Origin of the sequence: Mycobacterium sp. Root265, from assembly GCF_001428895.1 — a bacterium.
Taxonomy (GTDB): domain Bacteria; phylum Actinomycetota; class Actinomycetes; order Mycobacteriales; family Mycobacteriaceae; genus Mycobacterium.
Map to the genome: position 1 here is coordinate 389,122 of NZ_LMJA01000012.1, position 22,669 is coordinate 411,790.

Genomic DNA, 22,669 nt, shown 5'->3' on the forward strand with positions numbered 1-22,669 from the left:
CTCAGCCCGCGAGACGAAGCGCCCAGGGACACACTGAAAGCCGAGTCAGCAAAATGCCCAATTCACCCCAATTATTTGTCGATCTCGATTGGCGGGGCACCACAGTGACCCTCCGTTGCTCCGGCGTCATCGACATGCTCACCGCGCCGGACTTGGAGCAGCAGATCAGCGGTGCGTTGGCTCAGAATCCGTCAGCAATGATCGTCGATCTGACCCTCGTCGACTTCATCTCGTCGCGCGGCCTGTGGGTTCTGCTCGACACGTACAAACGGTGCTCGCCGACCATGGGCTTTGCAGTCGTCGCCGACGGCCCGGCGACCCTTCGCCCTCTGAAACTCATGGGAATGACCGACGTCTTCCCCGTGCGCACCAGCCTCACAGACGCTCTCGACGACGTCGCGGTACCGGGTCGGCGCACTGCCTGAAATAGTGACCGACGCGGAGCGCGCCGCTCACCACGCGTGTCACGCCGCCAAAATGAATGACAGGAAGAATCCGCCGGCGGTGGCGAAGGCATTGAACGGGCGACCATGTTCAAAGGCCTCGGGCATCAATGTGTCGGCCAGCGAAGCCAACACGGCTCCCCCGGCAAAAGCCAGTGCCACGCCTAGGACGCTGCTGCTCATCTGCTCGGCGGTCGCACGCCCTGCGACGACCGCTACGGCCAGGAGCACCGCACACACAGTCCAGGTCAGCATGACCGTGCGCACCCGCATCCCGGACTCACGCATACTCACCGCCCCCACCAGGGCTTCGGGCAGGTTCGAAAAGAAGATCGCCACCAACAGCGACAACGACGCCCCGCTCACCAGTGACACACCAAGTGCGAGGTTCTCGGGCACCCCGTCCAGAGTCACCGCGGCCAATAGAGCCAACCCCACCCCGCGGCGGGCTCCAGAGGCCACCACCTCGCGCTGCTCGGGACCTGACTGGCCACTCACGTAGCGGTCCAGCAGGGTATCGGCAAGGACGAAAGTCGCTGCACCGGCTAGCAATCCCAGCCCTGCGCGGGTCGCGCCGCCGAGATGAAAAGCCTCCTCGAACAACTCGAATGCCAGTGCAGAAATCAGCGCACCGCTGGCGAAGGCCAACAGCACACCCGTCACCGTCTTGGCAGGACTGAACCGCGCCCCCACACCGGCCCCGATCACCAGGGCGCTGGATGCAGCCAGCCCGAACAGAACCGCCAGCATCTGCACCGCCTCCCCTACCGCCCTCCGCACTGCTGACATGACTCGCGGTCGTCGCCCGCCGACAGCACGTTCGGTTCAACGATCCTGCCAACCGCGCATCGATGCGCACACATTGCGGTAAACGGCTGTACCTGTTCGGTTTCGACCCACTCGCGCACGGGCATGCCAGCGGTCTGGGGCACGCGGTTCCCTGCCCACGGGACTCCACCTTGCCGGGGACCGCAGAGAGGACGCTGCGATGAAGTGGCTTATCGCCATGATCGGAGGGCTGCTGGCCGGTGTCCTCGTCGGTAGGCGGACCGCCGGCGCCGCTTCGCTCCCGGCAGCTCCAGCTGCGACATTCGGTGCGCAGACGGAGAACTTTGTCGCCGTGGGTGATTCCAGCGCGTCCCACCCGGACCCGGAGAACGCCCCCGATCCCGACGACCCGTCGAAACCGGACTCGCCGTCCGATCTGAGCAAGCCGTCGGTGATGTATGTGCTGCGCAAAACGGCGCGCGAGTTCAGCTCCGATCAATGCACGGATCTGGCTGCGGCACTGACCTACTACGCCGTGCTCTCGTTGTTCCCCGCGCTGGTCGTGATGGTGTCGCTGCTGGGTGTGTTCGGGCAAGGCAGGCGCACCACCGAAGCAGTACTGCAGATCGTCGAGGACCTGGGCCCCTCGTCGGCGGTGGATACGCTGCGCGCTCCCATTCAGCAGCTGGTGGAGGCGCCCTCGGCAGGCATCGCCTTGGTGGTCGGTGTTGCCGGCGCGCTGTGGTCGGCCTCGGGTTACATCGGCGCCTTCGGCCGCGCGATGAACCGCGTCTACGAGGTCGACGAAGGCCGCCCCGTGTGGAAGCTGCGGCCGATCCAACTGCTCCTGACCTTCACCGGTCTGATCGCCGCCGCGGCGGTCGCATTTCTGCTCGCGGTCAGCGGTCCCATCGCGGCCGCCCTCGGAGACGCGATTGGTCTCGGCTCCACCGCCCAATCGATCTGGAATGTGGCACGGTTCCCGCTCGTGCTGATCCTGGTCACCGGTGCAGTCGCCGTCCTCTACTACGCCGCCCCCAATGTGCAACAACCGAAATTCCGGTGGATCAGCGTCGGCGCCGCCGCCGCGATCGTGCTCTGGGTCATCGCGTCAGTCGGGTTCGGTTTCTACGTCAGCAACTTCGGCAGCTACAACAAGACCTACGGCGCGCTCGCCGGGGTGATCGTGTTCCTGCTGTGGCTCTGGATCACCAACCTGGCCCTACTCTTCGGAGCGGAGCTGGACGCCGAGCTCGAACGGGGCCGCCAACTCCAAGCCGGCATCGCCGCCGAACGCGACCTGCAACTTCCGGCCCGCGACAACCGGGTCGCCGAGAAGAACCGGGTCAAAGAGGAAGCCGACGTCCAGCAGGGCCGCCGGCTGCGCGAATCGCGTGGGCAACACGGCAGCTAGTGTTTGGCCCCGCCGCGACGGGGTATCACAAGAGTCCCGGGCTGGTGCGTCCGAACACAACGGTCGCGCCCAGGGATTCACAATTCGCGTGAAGGTCCAGAAACTGCCTCCGCGATCGACCTCTACTACGTCCATGTCTCGCTCAGCGGCTCGTCGTGACGGCGCAGCCGCCTATCGCTGGCGAGCGCCTCCATCGCAGCCACTTGCATCGGGTGAGACGTTGCCGGAAAACCACACCCCGTCGTGACCCGCCGCGGTGCCACCTCAAAGATTAGGAATCTTCCTATGTACCTGCACACTGAGCAGCTCATCAACGAAATCGCCGTCGACGAGCCCGATCCCGCCGCAGCCAATGCGCTGCAGGAGGGCCTCGGTGGCCAGTTCGGCGAGATGCGCACCATGATGCAGTATCTGTTCCAGAGCATGAACTTCCGCGGCGATCCCGCGTCCAAGCCCTACAAGGATCTGCTTCAAGGTGTCGGCACCGAAGAGATCAGCCATGTCGAACTCATCGGGACCACCATCGCCCGGCTGCTGGACGGCTCACCGGAGTACAAAGGCAAGAAGACCGACCCGGTCGACGAGCCCGGTGCCGGCGGCGCGACGCCACTGAAAATTGCGTTGGACACCAGTAACATTCACCACTATCTGGTCGGCGCCCAGGGCGCCCTGCCCGTCGATGCGGCGGGAAATCCGTGGCTGGGTTCCTACGTGTACAACAGCGGCAACCTGGTTCTCGATCTCCTGTACAACTTGATGCTCGAGTCGACCGGCCGACTGCAGAAATGTCGTCTGTACCAGATGACCGACAACAAGACCGCACGCTCGACCCTGGCCTACCTGATCGTGCGCGATCAGGCCCACGAGAATGCGTTCGCCAAGGCACTGGAGAGCCTCGGCGTCAATTGGGGTGCGGCACTGCCCATCCCGAAAACCAATGCCGAGCAGTTCCCCGAGGTCAAGCGGCTGCTGGACATGGGACTGCAGAGCGTCCAGTTCACCTTCAGCGCCGACGACAAGAGTCAGGCCGCCAAGCTGTACCGCGGCGCGTCGCCGTCGAACGACGGCACCGAACTGAGCACTGCGGTGATGCCCGAAGGGGTGCCGATCACCATCGCCCCGGAACGGCGCGAGGAGTTCTCGCCCGGGCTGGACAAGGAACTGCTGGCGTTGATCCAGGCCACCGCCGAGGTCGAGATCGCCATGAACAACGACGAGACCAAGTAAGGACGCTGATGACTGACCACAGCAAGGCCGACCAGGCCCGCAAAGGGTTGATCGATTCGGTGAAGGGCAAGGCCAAAGAAGTGATCGGCGCGGTCACCGGCAACGATTCGCTGACCGCCGAGGGCCAGCTCGAGCAGACCCAGGCCGCGGAACGCAAAGAGGCCAACAGCGCGGAGGCCGTGGCCGATGCCGAGGCCAAGGAGGCGCAGCGTGCGGCAGCGGAGGCCAGGAATCTCGGCGGTGCCGCGCGGGCGGCTGTCGCCGGCGAGGCCGCCGCAGCCGAGGACGACATCCAGGCCCGACAAGACGCGGAAAAGCACGCAGCCGACCAAGCCGCACAACGTGAACTGGCCGAGCAGAACCGCCGCGCTTCCGCGGAGGCGTTGAACAACGTGCAGCACGCGAAAGTGCAAGCCCGCGAGGACATCGAAGATGCCGCCGACGATCTCGCCGACGCCATCGACGAGCACCGCTCAGAGGTAGCCCACGCGTCCGACGTGCAGGACGAAGCCGAGCGCGCGCGCCAGCGGGCGGCCCGGCTCTCCGCCGAAGCCGACTTGGCCTGAGCACCCCAACCTCACAGGAGATGACCATGCAGATCACCGCAGTCCCGTTCGCGTTCGGGCGGTTCCAGTATCAGATTGCCCGCTATCCGCTACAGCTCGTGCACGACCGGGTGTTCGGCAACCTCGATGCCGAGGCCCCGTCCCGTCTGCTGTACGAGCGTGTCCTAGGCCAGTTGGATTCCACCGTGGGCCGCGTCCTTCGCGACCCGGAACTGGCGGCACGGGGGGACGCGCTTGCCGAGCGCAGCGCTGAATTGGCCCGTGCCGCTGTACTCGACGAGCAGGCCGCCCAGACCAAACAACAGGCCGACGCCACACTGGAGGCCGAACGCGAACAGACGATCGAAGAGCAGAACGATGCCCGCGCCCGACGGGAGCAGAAGGTCAGCGAGGCGCAGCGCACCGCAGACGAACGCAAACGCGCCGCGACCGAAGAAGTGCAGTCGCGCACCGCGGCCGCGAAGAAGCGGGCCGACAACGACGCCGCGCGGAAGGTCGCAGCGGTCGAGACAGCCAAGCGCAACGACCAGAACAGGGTCCGCGCGGCCGAGGACAAGGTGGTCTCATCGGCGAAGGCGACGTTGGACGATGCCCAGGCACAGCGCAACCGAGCAGCTGACAAGCGTGAACAGGCCGACCGCCTCGAAGAACTCGCCGACGCGGAGAAGACGAAGCGCCAGGCCCAGCGAGCCGGTAGCTCCTGAGGACCGTTCGGGGGTTTGCGGTTGGTCGAGCGTCGTAACCTCTCTCTGTGAGATCTGCGGATGTCCGCTGGCGGGAACGCAGCTGTGTCGTGCGTCAGGCGCGTCTATGGCGGACGCGTAATCCTCGAACATTCCGCGAAAAGGTGCAGTACAAGATGCTGCGCGATCACCGCCGCCTTGTCGTCACATTCGCCGACAAGGCGGCGGTCCGCGATTACGTCGCGAGAGTGATTGGGCGGCAATATCTTCCGCGCGCGCTCGCGATCGTCGATGACCCGTCGGCCTTGTTCGACCTCGCCTTGCCGGATGGCTACGTGGTCAAGCCGACCCACGGTAGCGGAGCGGTGATCGTCGTCTCCGACCACGCGTCGGCTACCGCACGGCTTCGCTCGGGGCCCGACGGCTGGAGCTATCAGCACGTGCGACCCGAGTTCGCCCCTCGAGCCGATGTCGTCCAGATCGCGCAAGGCTGGCTCGGCCAGCTCTACGGGCAGGGACCGAACCGCGAATGGGTCTACGGGCGGGTACCGCGGCGGGTCCTCGTCGAGGAGCTGCTCTCGGCGCCTGACGGCACGATTCCGGCGGATTACAAGTTGTTCGTCTTCCATGGGCGATGCGCCTACATACAGGTCGACGCCGACCGCTTCGGCCACCGAACCCAGGATTTCTTCCGGCCCGATTGGCAACATGTACCGCTCAGCGGCGGGCCGCCATGGGCCTGCCCTCGCCCGGAGAAGCCCGCTGCGCTAGCCGAGATGATCGACGTCGCGCAACGCCTGGGTGCGGACACCGACTTCGTCCGAGTGGACCTCTACTGCATCGACGGCCGTGTCGTCTTCGGAGAGCTGACCAGCTTCCCCGCCGGCGGTGACAGCCCATTTGATCCCGAATACTTCAACGAAGAATTCGGCAGTCACTGGACCGTGCCGCGCCGCTATCGGTGACCGCGGGCCGCCGCAGGCACGATGCTGCGGTGGGCCACCCGCTCGCCGCCCGCGTTCGGCGGCGAAATCACCTGTCGCCGAAGCCTTCCTCGAGTTTGCGTGCCGCCGCCGCGCTGACCGCTATGGCCTCGTGGGCGGCCGGGCTCAGCCGGCGCTCGGCCAGATGAGCGATGAGGATCCGTCGCTGCGGTGGTCGGGTCGCCAGCCGGATCGTCCGCACATCGGGCCGCGGGTTCAGCACGGCCAGCCGGGGCGCGATCGCCACTCCCAACTCGACGGCGACCATGGCCTGCACCTCGCCGTAGTCATGGGCAAACACACTGGTGCGTGGCGTGAATCCCCCTTGCTGGCACAGCTTCTCCAGAGTCTGTGCGACCGGATGGTCATCGGCCCGAACCACCCAGGCCTCGTCGCGTAGTTCACTGATGCTGATCGAGTCCCGGTCAGCCAGACGGTGCCGCTCGGACACCAGCAGCATGGTCGGGTCGTTCATCAGGTGGTGATAGGTCAGCGTGGGGTCATCGATGCGGTTCCATTCGTAGTCCCACAGCAGTGACAACTCGGTCTCGCGGCGACGCAACGCGTCGATCAATCGGGCGAATCGCCCACTGAGGACCGTGAGGTCCACCCCTGGGTGTCGTGTCTTGAACTCCTTGATCACCAAGGGCAGCAGCGAGGACCCCGCTGTCGGAAAGGTACCGATGGCCAGCACGCCGGCTCGCAATCCGCGGATCTCGGCGAGTTCGGCATCCGCTGCATCCAACTCGATGAGTATCCGCTCGGTGTGCCTGACCACAGCGCGTCCCGCTTCGGTCAGCACGATCCCCCGGGCGTGACGCTCCAGCAGGGGCTGCCCCGCCTCCTTCTCCAGCTTCGCGATCTGTTGGGACACGGCCGAGGTCGTGTAGCCGAGGGCCTCGGCCGCCGCCGTGATCGTCCCGTGGGCTGCAACCTCGCGCAGCGTGAACATCCGGTTGGTGTCGAGCAATCTCGCCCCCGAATCATCGACTTAAGCAGAAGTTAAGCATACTGCACTAACTCGACATTGTCGTTAAGTCAAACCCTTCCTAATGTGATCTGGGTAATGATCATCGAAGGGTGTGACACCGGATGCTTTCGGTTTGCGCGAGCCAGCGGAACCGGTCGCGGCTTCGCAACGATGCGCCACCTTCTCGGAAACTGAGAGAGCACCATGACCTCTGTCGAAGTATTACCACTGATCGCGCTGGTGGCGATGTTCGTCATCGCCACCTTTTTCCCGATCAACATCGGAATTCTGGGCTTCATCGGCGCGTTCGCCGTCGGATACTTCATGCTCGGCTTCGATGACAAGGAAATTCTGACCGCGTTCCCCAGTTCGATCGTGCTGACCATCGTCGGCGTCACCTACTTCTTCGGCATGGCGAAAAAGAACGGCACGATCGATCTGCTGGTGAACGCCTGCATCCGGGGCGTGCGCGGTCGCGTCTCGGTGGTGCCGTGGGTCTTCTTCTTCTGCGCCTCAGTACTCACCGCACTCGGCACTTTCAGCCCCGCCGCGGTCGCACTGATCTCCCCCGCCGCCATGTCCTTCGCCGCTCGGACCAAAATGAGTCCACTGGTCATGGGCATCATGGTGATCAACGGCGCACACGCCGGCGCCTTCTCCCCCATCTCGGTCTCCGGCGTCCTGGTTTTCGACATCGTGGAGTCCAGCGGACTGAGCCTCAACCCCTGGACACTGTTCTTCGCCAGCTACGGCATCAACCTGCTGCTTTCGGTGCTCACCGTCGTCGGATACGCCACTCTGGCCCGCATCCGCGGCCTCGAGTTCAGCGCCACCGGTTCCACCAAGCCCGCCCCTCGCGACGACATCTGGTCAGCCGGTGCCGCCCCGACCGCAACCACGTACCCGACGTCCCCCACCACCACGGGCGCCGGAGGCGGCACCGCCTTGCTCACCCGCCCGGTCACCGCTGATGTCCTCATGGACGCGGCGCCCGCCCCGGTCACCTGGGTGCAGAAACTCACCTTGGCGCTGATCGGCATCGTGCTGGTCCTGGTGCTGGTGTTCCACCTTCCGATCAGCTTCATCGCCATCGCCGCCGGCGCGGTACTGGCCTTCACCGACCTGTCCAAGCAGAACGAAGCCATCGCCGGCATCAGTTGGTCGACGGTACTGCTGGTCGCCGGCATGGTCACCTACATCTCCGTGCTCCAAGAGATCGGCACCATCGATCACCTCGCAAAGATGGCCATCACGATCGGCGCACCGCTGCTGGTCGCGGTCGTGCTCTGCTACGTCATCGGCGTGACCTCGGCTTTCGCCTCCTCCACGGCATTGCTGACCGCCGTCATCCCGATGGCCCTGCCGCTGCTGCAGACCGGAGCGCTGCCGGTGGTCGGAGTGGTTGCCGCCCTGGCGATTTCCGCCACGGTGGTCGATGTGTCGCCCTTCTCCACCAACGGCGCGCTGGTGCTGGCCAACTCCCAGGGCATCGAGCGGCCCCGCTTCTACCGCCAGCTGCTGGTCAACGCAGGCATCGTCGTAGCGCTCGCACCCGCACTGTGTTGGCTGACCCTGGTGGTCATCCCCGCAGCGCTCTGACCAGACGTCCCGCGCGACTTTAGTAAAAGTACACAACAGTCACTTTATTCGTGATTGTCCTTCATACCTCTTGCGACCACAGTGGAGTCCGAACCGTTCACCACTGTGCGGAAAGGCCGACCGATGATGATCACCCTCCGTGCCACCTGGATGCGAGGTGGAACCAGCAAGTGCTGGCTGTTCAACGGTGTGGACGTCGACCCACTGCTCACCGATGCCGGCAGCCTCGACGCGCTGCTGACATCCGCCTTCGGGTCCGGCGACCCACGACAACTCGACGGCGTCGGCGGCGGAAGTTCCACCACGTCCAAGGCGGCAATCGTTCGGCGCTCCAACGTGGCCGGCATCGACATCGACTACCTCTTTGCACAGGTCGCGATCGGCGACCGGCGAGTCGAGTGGGGCAGCAACTGCGGCAACTGCGCCACCGCCATCGGCCTGTACGCACTGCAGACCGGACTTGTCGCGGTCGACGATTCGGTGACGGTGGTGCGGATGCGCAACCAGAACACCGGCGCAGTGCTGCACACCGAAATCGCCACCCCCGGTGGAACGATCCCCACTGAGGGCAACGCGGCGGTACCTGGCACCAGCGCACTGGGGGTGCCCGTGGGACTGACGTTCACCGGTCTGGACCGAACCGCCACCGCGCTGCTGCCGACCGGAAACGCCAGCGATGACGTCGTCGCGGCGGGAAGGACCTACGCGGCCACCATGGTCGTCGCCGGTGCGCCGGCTGCGCTGTTCAACGCCGCCGATCTCGGACTCACCGGCGCCGAAGACAACCAGGCGATCTCTGAACATCTGCCACTGCTTATCACCCTGCGGCAGCAGTCGTCGTTGCGGATGGGTCTGAGCAAGCCCGCCGATCCGATCAGCCACGCCATACCCAAAGTCGGCATCGTGGGAGCGCCGCTGGACTACCGCACCACCACCGGCCAGCTCATCAGGGCCGACGAGTACGACATCTCGGTGCGGATGCTCTCGATGCTGGCTCCCCATCCCGCCATCGGACTGACCTCCGCGGTTGCGGTCGCCGCCGCCTCCACCATTGCCGGCAGCGTCGTCAGTGACGTCATGCGGACACCGGGGCCCGGCGTACTTCGGCTCGGCACGCCCGCAGGCGTCCTGCAGGTGAACCTCCGGACTGCAGCGAGCCGCGCCCTGACCTCGGTGACCTTGCATCGCGCCGCGCGCCGCATCGCGGTCGCCGAGCTCTTCGTTGCCGCGCCGGCGACGGTGGCCAAGGCAAGCTGAACGCCGCTTCCCCTAACAGGACAACTGTCACACAGCGATGGTGATAAACCTGTCTGCCGGCGCTGCCGAGACCGCCGTGCGGCCGATCACCACGCCCTGGGCCGTCCCCTTGGTCGTCGCGATGGGCAAGGTGGATCCCGGGACCAGATCGTCGCCGTTGTCGGTGTCGCCGGCGAACCACTCCGTGAACCAGGTCGTGGTCAACACCGCCACGGCCGCCTGGTTGTACGACTTCGGGAAACCCGCGGCGATGTAGGCGGCGAACTGGATGATCGGGTTGCCGCCCCGCATGGAATCCATGTGCACACCGCCCTTGAGCACCACCCCGTTGAACCGGCCCGGCCGCGCCTCGTTGAGCGCCTCCTTGACGTTGCTCGACGAGTTCAAGAAGTTCGACGGCGCACCGATCTCGCGGATCGGGATGAAGCGGCCGGTGGCCTCCTCGTAGGCCGCCAGCTTGCCGAGCGTGACGACCATCGTGGTGCCGGTCGGGACCCCGTCCAGCGTGATGACGCCGACCAGGTCCTCGACGGCACCGTTGTCCACCAGATAGCCCGCGGCCGCGGAAACCAGCTGGCCACCAAGCGAATGCCCGGCGAGCCCGAACTTCTCGGGCAACTCCGCGGTGGCCGGGTCCAGGCCGTAGCGGGCCGCGAAGCCGGCGGCGCGGGCACTGTCGGTCAGTGCCGTCCGCTCGCCGACGAACAGATCGGCGATGGCCTTGGCCATCCCTTCACCGCCGAGCCAGTGGTCATCGCCGGCGAACACGTTCGACGGGATCGACGGGGTGACGACGATGCTGCCGGTCGACGCGGCGAGGTCAGCCGCGGTGTGGCTGTACATCGGGCCCAGCGCCAGCAACCCGTGCTGCAGGACGATCAGCTTGTCCGGCACCACATCCCCCTCGGGGTAGTACCAGTTCGCCTTCAGCCGCTGCCCGTTGGACAGCAGGATGGTCGAGTTGCGGACCGTCACGGTGCTGTTCGCCGGCAGCGACGGCGGGCCGGTGACCAGTGCCTCCAGTGCCTGAATGGTGTTGATGGCCACCGACCCGATTCGGTTGACCAACGAGGTGGCCACGTTACGGACCCAGCCCAGCAGTGAGGGGGTGCGCGGGGCGGCGGCCTGCACCGGCGCCGCCGCCTCTGGCGCGGCCACAGCCAGCGACACGGTCGGCTGCGAGGAGATGCGGGCGGCGGGCGCGCCACCGGAGCCGATATCGGTCAGCGCCGGTGTCGACACGGTGAGAGTGCGCACGGCGGGCTCGGACTGCGCGACGACGGCGAGGGCCTGCCTGGGTGCCGCGGAGGTCACCGGCGAGATGTGCGCCCGTGGCACCGTCACCGCGGCGGTCCTGGCGGTCAGGTTCTTCTTCTTTTTCTTGGGGGTGTCGATCAGACTGTCTGCCGGCGAATCGGTTTCGGGAGCTTCGGCCGCGGGGCCGCCGACGGCCGGTTCAGGGTCGTTGTCGGGTGCCGCACTGGGCGAGCGGTCCGGGCCGGTATCGGGTCGGGGTCCGTCGAGCGTGCCTGTTGTCGGGCTCTGCGCGGGACTGGTGGCCGAACCGCTCTGCGGTCCCGGCGTCGCATCGTCTGCCACAGCAGTACCGGCGCCCGCGAACACCGCGGCGGTGACCCCTCCCGATAGAAGCCCAGCACTGACCCACGCGGTTAGCCGTTCCACCATGCCCCCAACACTTTGCGAAAGTGGTGTAAACCCCACTTCCCTGGATGCTAACCATGGCTTGAGGATTCACGTGCCGTTTTGGGCTGTAATGCATCCACCGCGTTCTCACTCGGACACGAGATGCGCGACACCCTCAGCTAGGCCTGGGTGTCACCGCGCTGCCGGCAGCGTTCGGCCAGGTCACCGTCGGTGAACCGCGAGATCGCGTCGGCAACCGCAGCCCGCATCGACGGGCTGCCGGTATGCCCGGAGTCCTCCACAACGACGAGGTCCGCCACGGGCCAGGCTTGGGCGAGTTCCCATGCGGTCAGTAGCGGTGCGGAAACGTCCAGGCGGCCGTGGATGAGGATCCCGGGGATGTCGGCGAGCCGGTGGGCGCCGCGCAGCAGTTCGTCGTCTTGCAGCCATGCGTGGTGGGCGAAGTAGTGGGTGCAGATCCGCACGAACGCCAGCCGCTGCTCATCGACCTTGGCGCTGTACTGGCCTGGGCTGCCTTGACTTTCGTGGGCGATCGCCGCGTCTTCCCAGGCGCACCAGTCACGTGCAGCGTTCGCGCGAACGTCGGGGTCCGGATCGTTCATGAGTTGCCGGTAGCCCTCGACGAGGTTGCCGTCGCGCAGCGATTCGGGGAGCCCATCGCGGAAGCGCTCCCACTGCTCGGGCAAGAACAGACGGAGACCGTGGTAGAGCCAGTCGATCTCACGTGGCCTGGTCATCGTGACCCCGATCAGAATGATTCCTTCCACATGCTGGGGGTGGCGTTGCGCGTAGGCAAGGATCAATGTGGAAGCCCATGACCCACCGTGTAGCAGCCACCGCTGCACACCGAGGTACCGGCGTAGCGCTTCCATATCGGCCAGGAGGTGCTCGGTGGTATTGACCGACATGTCCGAACCTGGGTCCGCCGCGCCGGGAACGCTGTCTCCGCACCCGCGTTGATCGAACGACACGACCTGAAAGACGTTGTGGTCAAACGCCTTATGGGCAGTACGGGACCGGCCGCTACCGGGTCCGCCGTGCACCAGCAACACCGACCGGCCCGCTGGATTGCCCCGGCACTCCCAATACATCCGGTTGCCGTCGCCGACGTCGAGCAGTCCGTGACTGCGCGGCCCCTCCCCGACCATGTGCACCCCCTCAGCGCGGCACGTAGCTCAGTGACTACTGCAGGGTGTCCACGGCGGGCCACACCCCGATGACACGGAACTCATAACCGTCCTGCGGGACCTTCTCCCAGGTGAACTCAACCGACTGACCATCATCGACATTGCGGTACCCGCGAGCAGCGGTGACGGCATCGGCCTGAATGTGGGTGAAATGTGCCCAACAACCGCTGGGGGTTTCGGGCGAATCGATGACGCCCCAACCTTCCTCGGGGTTCCAGAAACGCACGGTGCCGGTGGTCGCCATGATCCGACGGTAAGCCATTTGCTGCAAGTTCTCGCGTTCTTTTTCACCCCTGCAGCGGTGATCGGGAACCGCCCAGGTTGTGGCCCCAGCCCCGAAGTCTCGCGCGAGACACAGATGGGCAGCCATCGAGGGCAGGGGGCCTGTCCCCAATCGTTCGCGCCTGCGTCGCACGCCGTCCGACCAGCAGCCAGGCCAGTGCACCAGCTGCGGGTAGCAGGATGACTATCGCCACCCACGCCCCTTTCTCACCGTGCTGCAGATGTTGGTCGTCAATGGCCAGCACATCGCCAATCGCCCACACCCACAGCAGCGCCCCGGCGCTCACCACAACAACGTCCATGACACGACCCTCCTTCGGGGTGACGCGGCGCCGGTCTCGCCGTGGCGATCGCTTCGACGTCCCCGCCCAGCATGGCCTCGCCAGCACCGTTCAGACAAGCAACACATTATTGATTGATTGTTTAGAGTTCACTTCATGGATGTGGAACGCCTGCGCCTGCTTCGCAACTTCGCCGAACACGGCACCGTGCACGCCACGGCCGAGGCGTTGTCCTTGACGACGTCGGCGGTTTCCCAGCAGCTCAAGCGGCTTCAGCGCGAGGCGGGCGTGCAGCTGCTCGAACCCCACGGCCGGCGCGTGCGTCTCACCGAAGCAGGTAGGGCACTCGTGGCGCGCGCCGATGAGGTTCTTGCCGCACTGGACCGCGCGACCGCCGAAATGGAGGGCTTTCGTACCACCCCGCGTGGCGCCGTGCGGGTGGCGATAGTTCCCTCGGCAGCGGCGATGCTCCTCCCGGGCCTCATCGCCGAGACCTCCGAAATCGGAGTAGAGGTGATCGCCCGCGATATCGACCACTCCGCGGCCCGAACACCCGAACTTCTCGCCGAGCACGATGTCGTTGTCATCGACCGCGACGAACGCGACACCACAACGTGGGGTCCCAGATACAACTCGACCTTTCTGCTGCGCGAACCGCTGGACCTACTTCTGCGGCCGGATCACCATCTGGCCGCCAACGACTCCATCGCCTTGCACGAGCTAGCGCACTGCTCCTGGATCAGCGTGGAAATCGGGCGCATGGTCGACGACGTGATGCGCTCACTCGCCACCATCTCGGGAGTGCAGCCACGGATCATTCAACGCATCAATGACTTTCGCGTCGTCGAAGAACTCGTGCTCTCGGGGGTCGGCATCGCGCTGCTCCCCCGCTACGCACCCACGGTTCGTGAGCTCATCCGCAAACCCGTCGAGGGCATCAACGTGGCGCGCCGCATCGACGCGATCACCCGCACCGGAACCGCCCAACGCCCCGCCATCGCCGCCGTCATCGACATCTTGACCCGCGTTGCCAGCAGGTCGTCGGACTGACAGGACTCAGGAATTCAGGAACCACGCCCGCCGTTGGTGCGCCAATGGCAGGTAAGCCTGTCCGATAATGACGTGATGAACGAAGCCGTGGGAAACCATCCACAGTACGACGTCTTCGCCGATGAATACCTCACCCATGCGCAGGCCGGCCTGTTCAACGCGCACTACGACCGTCCCGCATGCCTGGGTCTACTCGGCGACGTCGAAGGCACGACGATCCTGGACGCGGCGTGTGGACCCGGGCTCTACGCTGACGAGTTGACGGTCCGGGGCGCGCAGGTGATCGGGTTCGATCAGAGTCCGCGCATGGTCGAGCTGGCGCAGCAACGAGTACCCACAGGCACTTTCAGGATCCACGACCTTGCCTATCCCCTCGACTGGCTCGCCGACCGCACCGTCGACCGCGTTTTGTTCGCGCTGGCGTTGGAGTATGTCGATGACAGGCTCGGCGCACTACGCGAGTTCCGGCGCGTTCTCCGCCCCGACGGTGCACTCGTGCTATCCCGGCTACACCCCACCGGTGACTGGCTCCGACACGGCGGGAACTACTTCCGACCACGCGTCATCGACGAAACCTGGAGCCGGGGATGGCAGCTGCGCTATTGGCTTTCGCCACTCGAGCAGACCTGCGACGAGCTACATCAAGCCGGGTTCCTCATCGAGCGGCTGGTCGAACCGCGTCCCGCTTCGACGGCAGCCGCCATCGACCGGGACAAGTACGACCGCCTGCACCGCGAACCCACGGGATTTCTCGCCATTCGGGCGATACCGGATCCGCGAAAGGACGCACCCTCATGACCCAGACCGCGTCCCACGACATGGTCCCGGCGTGGACAACATGCGGCTGCCGGAAGGGTTACTGGGCTCGTCTTCGACGTCGCTGAGACACTGGTCGACGAATCGCGCGTGTGGACCGAGCGCGCTGCCGCGGCTGGAACGCCTCAGTCACGCACCACGATTCTGTTGCGACCCAATGCTTGAACGCCGGCCACGCCGACAGACGATTCGCCACCGCGTGCAGTGGTCACCCGCAGTGCCGGAAAATAAATGCCCGGTTTGTCGTAGTGCACCGTGTGCACCGTGTGCACCGCAGTTGATGCTTTCGGGCCCACGGTGTCAACGACGAACTCGTCAGTGCCGGTCGAGTTCCACGCAATCTCTGTGACCTCGCCCGATCCGGCTGGCAAGTCGATCACTCCGTGCAGCCGCACCGGCTGTCCGACCCGCACCTCGGCGCTCGATCCGCCGTTCGCCGACAGTGCCACTGCCGCTTGAATTCCCCGGCGCTCAACAGCCGAAGCTGGTAGCTCGACCTGCCCACCGTGGACCTTGTATCGGGTCGATTTCGCGGGCGTCTCGCCGCGCTCGACCCACGCCGCGACGTCACGCAGCGCTGTCTCAAGCACTCCGGTGAAATCGATCAGGCGCGGTGTGCGTGCTTGCGCGTGATGGTCAGCATTGTCGAAGTACCACAGGCGAAAGTTGTCATCGGATCGGTCGCCGAGCGCCTTATGCACCTGGCGCCGATACCAGTCGCCGTGCAGCGGGAAGGCATCGGCGTCAAGGATATTGCTGACCGCAATCACCTTCCCCTGGATGTCACCGGTGTGGCTACCGCCTTCGCTGACCATCTCCGAAATCACTTCTCCGGCAAGTACCGGCCGCTGCGGGTAGCGCGGAGTGCCGTCGTCGTTGCGGTACTGATCGTAAGCCTCGAATCCGGCCCGTGTCGGTATCTGATGACGGGGATAACCCACCGCAGCCACATACCACCGGTTGTCGACGTCCACCGTGGCACCGGGACTCAGTGTCGACAGCACACCAGGCTCCTGCGCACTTGCGATCTCGACGACGTTCGAGCCCGGCGCGAGTCTGCAGGTGACCGCTTCGTTCTTCTCCCCGCCAGGTCCAGTCGGCGTGACGTCGATGAGACCGTCGTAGCGTTGCTTGGGCAGGCCGGCCACTGTCAACCGAATACCATCGTTCTGCCGCTCGACAGCCGCGACTCGCACCCGTGCATCGATGCGCGCCATCCGAACTCGGTCACCCAGTGCAGATTGCTCGGTGCCCAGATACCCCGGCAGTGTCCAGAAATCGTCGGCGTAGGTGGGATCCATTTGCCTGACCTGCGCTGTGAAGCCGAGCAGCGCATCGGGGGCCCGCTGGCCCAGCAGATAAACGCTGTCCTCCCAGGCTCGGATCGGCAGTCCGAGATGCGTCACTTCTTGCAGCGCTTGCATTTCTGCCTCGTCGAGGCCGATCAACGGCGTGCTGCTACCACCCGGCGCGACCGCGTCGGCAATCTGGGGAGCCTTGTCGGCGAGGATCAACCGGGCCAACGCCCTGGCGAAGAAGTTATTGGGAATTGAGCTGGGGTCACCCACGATGTACGGCACGCCGCCATCCCAAACACCATCGGAGTTCTCCATCGCAGCGATCGTCTGATACGACCCGCCGCTCCCGCCGGTGATGTAACCGTAGATCCTGCCGGAGGTGCCGTAATGGTCAGAGGCGACTGTCCGGGCGAACTTCGCCGCCGCGGCGTCTGCGCGGTATCCGGCACTGCTGTCGGTCTGCACCACATAGCCACCATTGGATGCGGCGAACTCGATGGACCTACTGTCGGCATTTTCGCTGGCGAGCGGGTACACCGTGTGGAAGAAGCGGCCCTGCCAGAGATCGTTCGGGGGCAGGTAGACGTTGAATCGCACCCCGGAACTCTCGAAGTGCCCCGAGACCTGGCGGTGAGGAACAGGTTCAGCGACGCTGGTGTCGTTGTCGACCACCGGATCGTCGAACTCCGGGTCTACGCAATCCGCATCCACCCACATGGCGGAGCTCCCTTCTGGCGTAGCGCATTCCTGCGATGTCTTCGACGTCTGCGCCGAACAGCCCGCCGCGATCGACATAAGGACCAGCCCTCCACACAATCGGGCGATCACAGCAGGCGCTCCGCGAGTTCGTTGAGGAGGTTCAGCACACGCTCGCCCTCGCGTGAGCTGCCGACGCGCTCAGCGATGAGGTCCTGCACGGACTTTGTCCGCAAATCAACGGCAACGGCCAAATCCGCACTGGGCGATACCAACGTCCGCCGACGGTCCACCTCGTCGGTTGCCGTGGTCAGCAGCCCCTGCACAACCAGGTCGGCGACACACTTGGACACATAACCCTGGGTGAACCCGGTGCGCTCGACAACCTCGCGAATGGTGCTGCGGGGGAACAGTACTACGTCACCGAGTACCAGTCGCTCCGCTGCGGTGGTGCGCGCGCGGTCCTGCGGGAGCAGATCAGCTTGGCGAGACAACGCGACAAGCACCTTTCCCAGACGATGCATGCGTTGACGATCCACCGTCATAGATTACATTGATAAAAATGCATCTGCTGTGATGCGTTTGTCACACACCGGCGCTCGGATCAGCCCTAGGAGGCCGTGCCGCCACGGACGATGGCCGACACGAAATCGGCAAGATCCGAATCCAACTCGACCTTCAGTGATTTCGTCATCTTCGACATCGTGTCGTAACTGCCCACCGTAAAGATCAGATCGAGTATCTGCTGCGTAGTGAACTGCGCAGCGAGCCGCTCCCACGATTTAGCGGAGATCTCGCCGTCGAGCAGCAGTTCGTCGACTGTCTTCAACACAACAGAATCCAGCTCCTCCCAGATCGGCGCCTCGGGCCCGAAAGAGACGCAACCTATCTCGGCGTCCGACAGACCGGCGTCCTGCGCCAGACTGAGATGCTGGGACCATTCATAACTGGACTCCCGCACAGCACCGACGCGCAGGATGACCATCTCGCGCTGCCGCTCGGACAGCGTCGTGTTCATCAACAGATGCCCATTGAACGTGCAGTAGGCCTTCGCGAGGTCTGGGTGATGGGCCAGCACGCCGAGGATGTTCGCCCCGGTGGGCCTACCGGTGGCGTCGGGTCGTCGATATCGGGCGTCGGAAGGCGCCAATCCCGCAAAAGCACGTCGTGCTTCAGACGAAAAGTCTGCCAGCGGAATCGGTGTCACACGTGCCATCGTGTTGCGTCCTTTCTTGTCTTTCGGCACACCCAGAACAGCTGCCGGTAGATCGACGTTCATTGTCTGCAGCCCAGCGATAGCGGTGGAGCGTCTGATCATCGACGGGCTCGACGCTGAACCGTCGAATCGATGGAGCCGTCGAGATCACGTCCCAGAAGCCGACACCGTCGTGGGTCATGGCATCAGTCCGGCAGACCGATGGTCTTGATAGCCAGGTACTCCTGGAAGCCGTGGGTGCCGTTGCGGTAGCCGAGCCCACTCTGCCTGGTGCCCCCGAACGGACTCGTGATGCCGAAGTGGCTCTTGCCGTTGATGGTGACGTTGCCGGTGCGCATCCGCGCGGCGATGTTGAGCGCACGGTCGACATCACCGGAGGACACCTCACCCGAGAGACCGTAGATGGTGTTGTTCGCGATGGCGACCGCTTCGTCGTCGCTGTCGTAGGGGGTCACCGTCAGGACCGGCCCGAAGATCTCGTCCTGCGCGATCCGGCTATCGGGGTCGACATCGGCCAGCAGCCTGGGCTCGGTGTAGTAACCGGTCGGAAGATGCGCGGGCACACCGCCTCCGGTGAGCAGCCGGGCGCCCGCGTCGATCCCGCTCTGGATGAGTCCGAGTACCTTCTCGCGCTGGGCCGCGTTGATCTGCGGACCTTGCATGATGCCCGGCGTCCAGGGGTCCCCCACCGGGAAGCCTGCCATTGATGCCTCCAAGATCTCCAGTCCTTCGTCATATCGACTGCGAGGCAACAGGATACGACTGGGCAAGATACAACTCTGACCCGACATGACGCACGCCATCATGGCCGCCAGCGGCAATGCGGAAGTGAACTCGGCGTCATCGAGCACGATATGGGCGGACTTGCCGCCGAGCTCGAGCAACGTCTTCTTGACGGTCGGCGCCGCGGCCGCCAAGATCGCCCGACCAGTGGCTGTCGATCCGGTGAACGTGATCATGTCGACCCGCGGGTCCGCAGACAGAGCGGCGCCGACCTCGTTGGCATTGGAAGTCACCACGTTGAACACTCCCGCAGGGATGTCGGTCTCCTCGGCCACGATGCGACCCAATTCGCTGCCCGACCAGGGGGTGAGCTGAGCGGGCTTGAGCACCACGGTGTTGCCCGCCATCAGCGGCGGGATCGTCTCGGCGATGTTGAGGTAGAACGGCACGTTCCACGGGGTGATCGCACCGACCACACCCACCGGCTCGAAATGCAGCTTCCGCCGCGCAGGGCCGAGATGCGTGTCGTGCATCCCGGTGTCGACCCAGTAGTCGAAGGACCGACCGTGCTCCGCCCAGTGTCTGACCTCGGCGATGGGTTCCTCGATCTGCGCGGCCGTGACACTGATCGGGCAGCCGACCTCGGTCACCAGCACCCTGCGCAGCCGTTCCTTGTCACGCTCCAGCGCGTCGGCGAGCTGGATCAGGCAGTGATGGCGGAATTCGGCGTCGCGGCTCCAATCGGTCTTCTCGAAAGCACGAGCCGCAGCCCCGACCGCGCGTTGCATGTCGTCGGTGGATCCATCGGCGGCCCAGCCGACGACCTCTCCACTGGCCGGGTGTTCGACATCGAAGACAGCACCGCCGGCTGCACATTGCAGCTCACCATTGATCAGCATCCGCTCCTCGCCCGCGAGCACACCCACCTCGGTGGTGTCGGTCATAGGGGTCGTCTCCTTCGAGTCGGACGGAACAATTACCAGCGGGCCGGGACGGGGGTGTCCAAGGAAAGTGGTCGCTCGTAGGAAAGATCGCTGCGATCTCGGGTCCCCACCGAATAGCCCTTCTCGGTGAAGAACGGCGACTGCAGGACGCGCGCATCGGCGATGAACATCCCCTCGACGGTCGATCGCCGCAGCGCGATACGCCACTGACCATTGCGCCGCTCCAGGCGGTCGATGTAGCGACCATTGATGAACTGGGCGGACTTCGTATCCGTACCGATCAGCACCACGATCACATAACTCTCGGCGTGCGCGGTGTCGCCATCGACGTCGCATGAGTGCGTGGTGATGTGGTGCATGTGAACCCGCGATGTTTCGGCGTGGGTGACGTTGGCCCATGCCCCGTACTCGGGTCCGGGATTTATCGCAAGCCCGTGTTCGTCGATTCCATCGGGGTGGTAGGTGGAGGAGATGAGGTCGACGTCATGGCGGTCGTGACCGCGCGCGTGCCGAGCGATGCAGTCAAGGATCTCAGCGCGGTCCATGAGATGACGGACGTCTCGCTGGAGTGCCTCCAGCCTGGAATCGGTGCTCATTGTTCTCCTACTTCTCGCGGGCCGAAAGGCGATGACATGTCCGACGAACTGCGACAGATGCAACACCCGAGTGACACTGTACGACTGTACAGCAGTCTCGAGGTGTCACAATACGAACAATCGACGGAACGAGGAGACCATGGCAACGTCGCGGCGAGTGGGCGCCGAAACGTCCAAGACAAGGGACACGCTGCTCGACTGGGTCGAGAAAATGATGTTGGACGAGGGATATGCGAGCGTCACCTACCGTGCCCTCGCCACCAAGGCCGAGATCAGCCCCAGCCTGGTGCAGTACTACTTTCCCAGCCTCGATGACATCTTCCTCGCCGCGATCCGCCGGTACTCCGAACGGAACCTCACCTTTCTGGTCGACGCGTTGACCAAACGCGCAGACGACCCCCTTCGCGCCGTCTGGGAGTACAGCTGGGACGAGGCGACGGGCGCGCTGATCACCGAATTCATGGCACTGGGCAATCACCGCAAGTCGATCCGCAGTGAAATCGCCGCCGTTACCGAAAGCGTGCGTGAGGCACAGCTCGCCGCGCTGGTGGCCAAATACGGCAAGGATGCCCGCCCCGTCGGCGACCTATCGCTTCCGGCCCTGCAACTACTGATGTCGGGCCTGCCCAAACTGCTCAACTTGGAGGAGAACATCGGCGTGAAGTCTGCGCACTCCGAGGTCACCACCGCCTTCGAGCGGTTCATCGACGCGGTCGAACCCCCGAAGACCGCAACCCGCAAGCGCAAGACCGCGCCGCGGCGCCGAACACCGACAGCCGGCTGACTCGTTCGCGCGATCCGACGGCCATATTGCTGTAGCGACAACGTGTTTGGCGGCTTGGCTGCGTCAATTCCGCGGCAGACCCAGAACCCGCTGCGCGATGATGTTGCGCTGAATCTCCGATGTGCCGCCGGCTATGGTGGCGCCGAAACTGCGTAGGTACCGCGAGAACCAGCTGCTGGTGTAGCAATCCAGATGAAACGGAGCGAACGCACCGGTCTGTTCCGGGTCGCACAATCCAGCCTGCCCGGACGACATGAGCGCGGCATCTGCAGCGGCCTGAATAGACTCCGAACCAAGGAGTTTGAGCACCGACATCGACGCAGGGTTGCCGACCCCTCGGTTCGCACGGCTCAATTCAGCCGAGCCCAGCAGTCGCAGGGCCCAATTGTCCATGACCAGCGTGGCGTAGGCGTCCCGATCCAGCGGGGTCGTCGGCTTCCAGTCCTCGATGAACTCCTCCAACCGTTCGGCGTAGCTGAGCCACAGCAGTGTTCGTTCATGGCCGAGCGATCCGTTCGCCACTTTCCAGCCCTGGTTGAGCTGCCCGACAAGATTCTCTGCAGGCACCCGGACATCGCTGAAGAACACCTCGTTGAAATCGACATCGTCGAGGCCGCAGGCAGACGCGAACGGACGCCTGGTCACGCCGTCGAGGTCAGTCGGGATCACCAGCACACTGATCCCGGCATGCTTGGCAGCGTCGGGGGCGGTGCGCACCAGGGTGAACAGAACAGCGGCGTCATGCGCGCCCGAGGTCCAGACTTTCTGACCGTTGACCACGAAGTGATCACCGTCGAGTTCGGCGCGGGTTCGCAGCGAGGCCAGATCCGAGCCTGCACCGGGTTCACTCATCCCCAGGGCTGCAGTGATCTCTGCCCGCAGAATCGGAATAGCCCACCGGCGCTGCTGTTCTGGCGTCCCGAATTGGATCAGTGAGGCCGCGATGATGCCGACACCTTGAGGGTTATACGTCTGATTCGAAATAGACGTACTGCTGGACCACGCTCGCGTTGCGGCCGCCGAACTCCGGTGGGTATGCGGGCTGGAGCCAGCCGTGATCGAAGAGTGTCCGCTGCCAGCGCCGCGCCCAATCCGGTATGTGTGCACTGGAAGTCGACCGTTCTGAGGCGGCTTCAGCTTCGGCCGGTTGATGTGCACTGAGGAAGTCGGTGAACTCTCGACGAAAATGCTCGACATCAGGAGCGAAGTTCAGTTTCATCT

Annotated in this window: 22 protein-coding genes and 1 pseudogene; 11 read left to right on the forward strand and 12 right to left on the reverse strand. The window is 64.8% G+C overall.

From position 1 onward, the window contains the following. Positions 1-53 precede the first annotated feature (53 nt). On the forward strand, positions 54-425 hold the full coding sequence (locus ASE48_RS13910) for an STAS domain-containing protein (RefSeq protein ID WP_082614167.1): 372 nt from the start codon (positions 54-56) through the stop codon (positions 423-425). 39 nt (positions 426-464) lie between these two features. On the opposite strand, the gene ASE48_RS13915 is transcribed toward ASE48_RS13910, so the two are convergent. Next, a complete protein-coding gene (locus tag ASE48_RS13915) occupies positions 465-1,193 on the reverse strand; it encodes a ZIP family metal transporter (RefSeq protein ID WP_057167765.1) in 729 nt (242 codons plus the stop codon). A 238-nt stretch (positions 1,194-1,431) separates the two neighbouring features. Here ASE48_RS13915 and ASE48_RS13920 point away from each other — a divergent pair, with 238 nt between their 5' ends. The 5 genes from ASE48_RS13920 to ASE48_RS13940 all read left to right on the forward strand — a co-directional run bounded on the left by ASE48_RS13920 (position 1,432) and on the right by ASE48_RS13940 (position 6,066). Next, on the forward strand, positions 1,432-2,625 hold the full coding sequence (locus tag ASE48_RS13920) for a YihY/virulence factor BrkB family protein (protein WP_235571161.1): 1,194 nt from the start codon (positions 1,432-1,434) through the stop codon (positions 2,623-2,625). Between the two features lie 285 nt (positions 2,626-2,910). Continuing rightward, complete coding sequence (locus ASE48_RS13925; protein WP_057167674.1) at positions 2,911-3,852, forward strand: manganese catalase family protein; 942 nt, start codon at positions 2,911-2,913, stop codon at positions 3,850-3,852. 8 nt (positions 3,853-3,860) lie between these two features. Then, the gene (locus ASE48_RS13930) at positions 3,861-4,418 is read left to right on the forward strand and encodes a CsbD family protein (protein ID WP_057167675.1); all 558 of its coding nucleotides are present in this window, start codon (positions 3,861-3,863) and stop codon (positions 4,416-4,418) included. 26 nt (positions 4,419-4,444) lie between these two features. Beyond that, entirely contained in the window at positions 4,445-5,122 is a 678-nt protein-coding gene (locus ASE48_RS13935; RefSeq protein ID WP_057167767.1) for a hypothetical protein, read from the forward strand. Between the two features lie 155 nt (positions 5,123-5,277). Next, positions 5,278-6,066 (forward strand): ATP-grasp fold amidoligase family protein, encoded by a 789-nt coding sequence (locus ASE48_RS13940; RefSeq protein ID WP_057167768.1) that lies wholly within the window; start codon positions 5,278-5,280, stop codon positions 6,064-6,066. Positions 6,067-6,133: 67 nt separating this feature from the next. On the opposite strand, the gene ASE48_RS13945 is transcribed toward ASE48_RS13940, so the two are convergent. Beyond that, positions 6,134-7,054, reverse strand: a complete 921-nt coding sequence (locus ASE48_RS13945) for a LysR family transcriptional regulator (RefSeq protein WP_057167676.1) — start codon at positions 7,052-7,054, stop codon at positions 6,134-6,136. 204 nt (positions 7,055-7,258) lie between these two features. Here ASE48_RS13945 and ASE48_RS13950 point away from each other — a divergent pair, with 204 nt between their 5' ends. Together ASE48_RS13950 and ASE48_RS13955 are read left to right on the forward strand one after the other, a co-directional pair. Beyond that, positions 7,259-8,653 carry an SLC13 family permease gene (locus ASE48_RS13950; RefSeq protein ID WP_057167677.1) on the forward strand — a complete coding sequence of 465 codons (1,395 nt, stop codon included), beginning with the start codon at positions 7,259-7,261 and terminating at the stop codon, positions 8,651-8,653. Positions 8,654-8,779: 126 nt separating this feature from the next. Continuing rightward, positions 8,780-9,910: a PrpF domain-containing protein gene (locus ASE48_RS13955; RefSeq protein ID WP_057167769.1), complete on the forward strand. Its 1,131-nt coding sequence runs from the start codon at positions 8,780-8,782 to the stop codon at positions 9,908-9,910. Positions 9,911-9,937: 27 nt separating this feature from the next. Here the strand turns inward: ASE48_RS13955 and ASE48_RS13960 are convergent, their stop codons facing one another. From ASE48_RS13960 to ASE48_RS33805, 4 genes are all read right to left on the reverse strand, one after another. Beyond that, positions 9,938-11,596: a hypothetical protein gene (locus ASE48_RS13960; protein WP_156409189.1), complete on the reverse strand. Its 1,659-nt coding sequence runs from the start codon at positions 11,594-11,596 to the stop codon at positions 9,938-9,940. 137 nt (positions 11,597-11,733) lie between these two features. After that, positions 11,734-12,723, reverse strand: a complete 990-nt coding sequence (gene pip, locus ASE48_RS13965) for a prolyl aminopeptidase (protein ID WP_057167679.1) — start codon at positions 12,721-12,723, stop codon at positions 11,734-11,736. A gap of 34 nt (positions 12,724-12,757) precedes the next feature. Continuing rightward, positions 12,758-13,006, reverse strand: coding sequence for a cold-shock protein (locus ASE48_RS13970; protein WP_057167680.1), 249 nt, complete (start codon positions 13,004-13,006; stop codon positions 12,758-12,760). Between the two features lie 43 nt (positions 13,007-13,049). Further along, a complete protein-coding gene (locus ASE48_RS33805; protein WP_082614170.1) occupies positions 13,050-13,346 on the reverse strand; it encodes a PLD nuclease N-terminal domain-containing protein in 297 nt (98 codons plus the stop codon). 135 nt (positions 13,347-13,481) lie between these two features. Here ASE48_RS33805 and ASE48_RS13975 point away from each other — a divergent pair, with 135 nt between their 5' ends. Then, positions 13,482-14,375 carry a LysR family transcriptional regulator gene (locus ASE48_RS13975; protein ID WP_057167681.1) on the forward strand — a complete coding sequence of 298 codons (894 nt, stop codon included), beginning with the start codon at positions 13,482-13,484 and terminating at the stop codon, positions 14,373-14,375. 75 nt (positions 14,376-14,450) lie between these two features. Beyond that, complete coding sequence (locus ASE48_RS13980; RefSeq protein WP_057167682.1) at positions 14,451-15,173, forward strand: class I SAM-dependent methyltransferase; 723 nt, start codon at positions 14,451-14,453, stop codon at positions 15,171-15,173. A 143-nt stretch (positions 15,174-15,316) separates the two neighbouring features. Here the strand turns inward: ASE48_RS13980 and ASE48_RS13985 are convergent, their stop codons facing one another. The 5 genes from ASE48_RS13985 to ASE48_RS14005 form a co-directional block, all read right to left on the reverse strand. After that, positions 15,317-17,206, reverse strand: a complete 1,890-nt coding sequence (locus tag ASE48_RS13985) for a Tat pathway signal sequence domain protein (protein WP_156409190.1) — start codon at positions 17,204-17,206, stop codon at positions 15,317-15,319. Between the two features lie 107 nt (positions 17,207-17,313). After that, complete coding sequence (locus ASE48_RS13990) at positions 17,314-17,709, reverse strand: MarR family transcriptional regulator (RefSeq protein WP_162264226.1); 396 nt, start codon at positions 17,707-17,709, stop codon at positions 17,314-17,316. Positions 17,710-17,795: 86 nt separating this feature from the next. Then, positions 17,796-18,464 carry a carboxymuconolactone decarboxylase family protein gene (locus ASE48_RS13995; RefSeq protein WP_235571172.1) on the reverse strand — a complete coding sequence of 223 codons (669 nt, stop codon included), beginning with the start codon at positions 18,462-18,464 and terminating at the stop codon, positions 17,796-17,798. A gap of 122 nt (positions 18,465-18,586) precedes the next feature. Further along, positions 18,587-20,068: an aldehyde dehydrogenase family protein gene (locus ASE48_RS14000; RefSeq protein ID WP_057167684.1), complete on the reverse strand. Its 1,482-nt coding sequence runs from the start codon at positions 20,066-20,068 to the stop codon at positions 18,587-18,589. A 32-nt stretch (positions 20,069-20,100) separates the two neighbouring features. Then, on the reverse strand, positions 20,101-20,664 hold the full coding sequence (locus tag ASE48_RS14005; RefSeq protein ID WP_057167685.1) for a nuclear transport factor 2 family protein: 564 nt from the start codon (positions 20,662-20,664) through the stop codon (positions 20,101-20,103). Positions 20,665-20,803: 139 nt separating this feature from the next. Here ASE48_RS14005 and ASE48_RS14010 point away from each other — a divergent pair, with 139 nt between their 5' ends. Beyond that, positions 20,804-21,448, forward strand: coding sequence for a TetR/AcrR family transcriptional regulator (locus tag ASE48_RS14010; RefSeq protein WP_057167686.1), 645 nt, complete (start codon positions 20,804-20,806; stop codon positions 21,446-21,448). 63 nt (positions 21,449-21,511) lie between these two features. Here ASE48_RS14010 and ASE48_RS14015 read toward each other — a convergent pair. Beyond that, positions 21,512-22,667 (reverse strand): annotated as a pseudogene (locus ASE48_RS14015) (acyl-CoA dehydrogenase family protein). Positions 22,668-22,669 lie beyond the last annotated feature (2 nt).

Bases quoted from the DNA above. Each gene is read 5' to 3' on its own strand.
- ASE48_RS13975 (WP_057167681.1), top strand. From the start codon at position 13,482: ATGGATGTGGAACGCCTGCGCCTGCTTCGCAACTTCGCCGAACACGGC.
- ASE48_RS13955 (WP_057167769.1), top strand. From the start codon at position 8,780: ATGATCACCCTCCGTGCCACCTGGATGCGAGGTGGAACCAGCAAGTGC.
- ASE48_RS14005 (WP_057167685.1), bottom strand. From the start codon at position 20,664: ATGAGCACCGATTCCAGGCTGGAGGCACTCCAGCGAGACGTCCGTCAT.
- ASE48_RS13995 (WP_235571172.1), bottom strand. From the start codon at position 18,464: ATGAACGTCGATCTACCGGCAGCTGTTCTGGGTGTGCCGAAAGACAAG.
- ASE48_RS33805 (WP_082614170.1), bottom strand. From the start codon at position 13,346: ATGGACGTTGTTGTGGTGAGCGCCGGGGCGCTGCTGTGGGTGTGGGCG.
- ASE48_RS13920 (WP_235571161.1), top strand. From the start codon at position 1,432: ATGAAGTGGCTTATCGCCATGATCGGAGGGCTGCTGGCCGGTGTCCTC.
- ASE48_RS13970 (WP_057167680.1), bottom strand. From the start codon at position 13,006: ATGGCGACCACCGGCACCGTGCGTTTCTGGAACCCCGAGGAAGGTTGG.
- ASE48_RS13925 (WP_057167674.1), top strand. From the start codon at position 2,911: ATGTACCTGCACACTGAGCAGCTCATCAACGAAATCGCCGTCGACGAG.
- ASE48_RS13980 (WP_057167682.1), top strand. From the start codon at position 14,451: ATGAACGAAGCCGTGGGAAACCATCCACAGTACGACGTCTTCGCCGAT.
- ASE48_RS13935 (WP_057167767.1), top strand. From the start codon at position 4,445: ATGCAGATCACCGCAGTCCCGTTCGCGTTCGGGCGGTTCCAGTATCAG.
- ASE48_RS13985 (WP_156409190.1), bottom strand. From the start codon at position 17,206: ATGTGGGTGGATGCGGATTGCGTAGACCCGGAGTTCGACGATCCGGTG.
- ASE48_RS13940 (WP_057167768.1), top strand. From the start codon at position 5,278: ATGCTGCGCGATCACCGCCGCCTTGTCGTCACATTCGCCGACAAGGCG.
- ASE48_RS13930 (WP_057167675.1), top strand. From the start codon at position 3,861: ATGACTGACCACAGCAAGGCCGACCAGGCCCGCAAAGGGTTGATCGAT.
- ASE48_RS14000 (WP_057167684.1), bottom strand. From the start codon at position 20,068: ATGACCGACACCACCGAGGTGGGTGTGCTCGCGGGCGAGGAGCGGATG.
- ASE48_RS13990 (WP_162264226.1), bottom strand. From the start codon at position 17,709: ATGCATCGTCTGGGAAAGGTGCTTGTCGCGTTGTCTCGCCAAGCTGAT.
- ASE48_RS13915 (WP_057167765.1), bottom strand. From the start codon at position 1,193: ATGCTGGCGGTTCTGTTCGGGCTGGCTGCATCCAGCGCCCTGGTGATC.
- pip (WP_057167679.1), bottom strand. From the start codon at position 12,723: ATGGTCGGGGAGGGGCCGCGCAGTCACGGACTGCTCGACGTCGGCGAC.
- ASE48_RS13950 (WP_057167677.1), top strand. From the start codon at position 7,259: ATGACCTCTGTCGAAGTATTACCACTGATCGCGCTGGTGGCGATGTTC.
- ASE48_RS14010 (WP_057167686.1), top strand. From the start codon at position 20,804: ATGGCAACGTCGCGGCGAGTGGGCGCCGAAACGTCCAAGACAAGGGAC.
- ASE48_RS13910 (WP_082614167.1), top strand. From the start codon at position 54: ATGCCCAATTCACCCCAATTATTTGTCGATCTCGATTGGCGGGGCACC.
- ASE48_RS13960 (WP_156409189.1), bottom strand. From the start codon at position 11,596: ATGGTGGAACGGCTAACCGCGTGGGTCAGTGCTGGGCTTCTATCGGGA.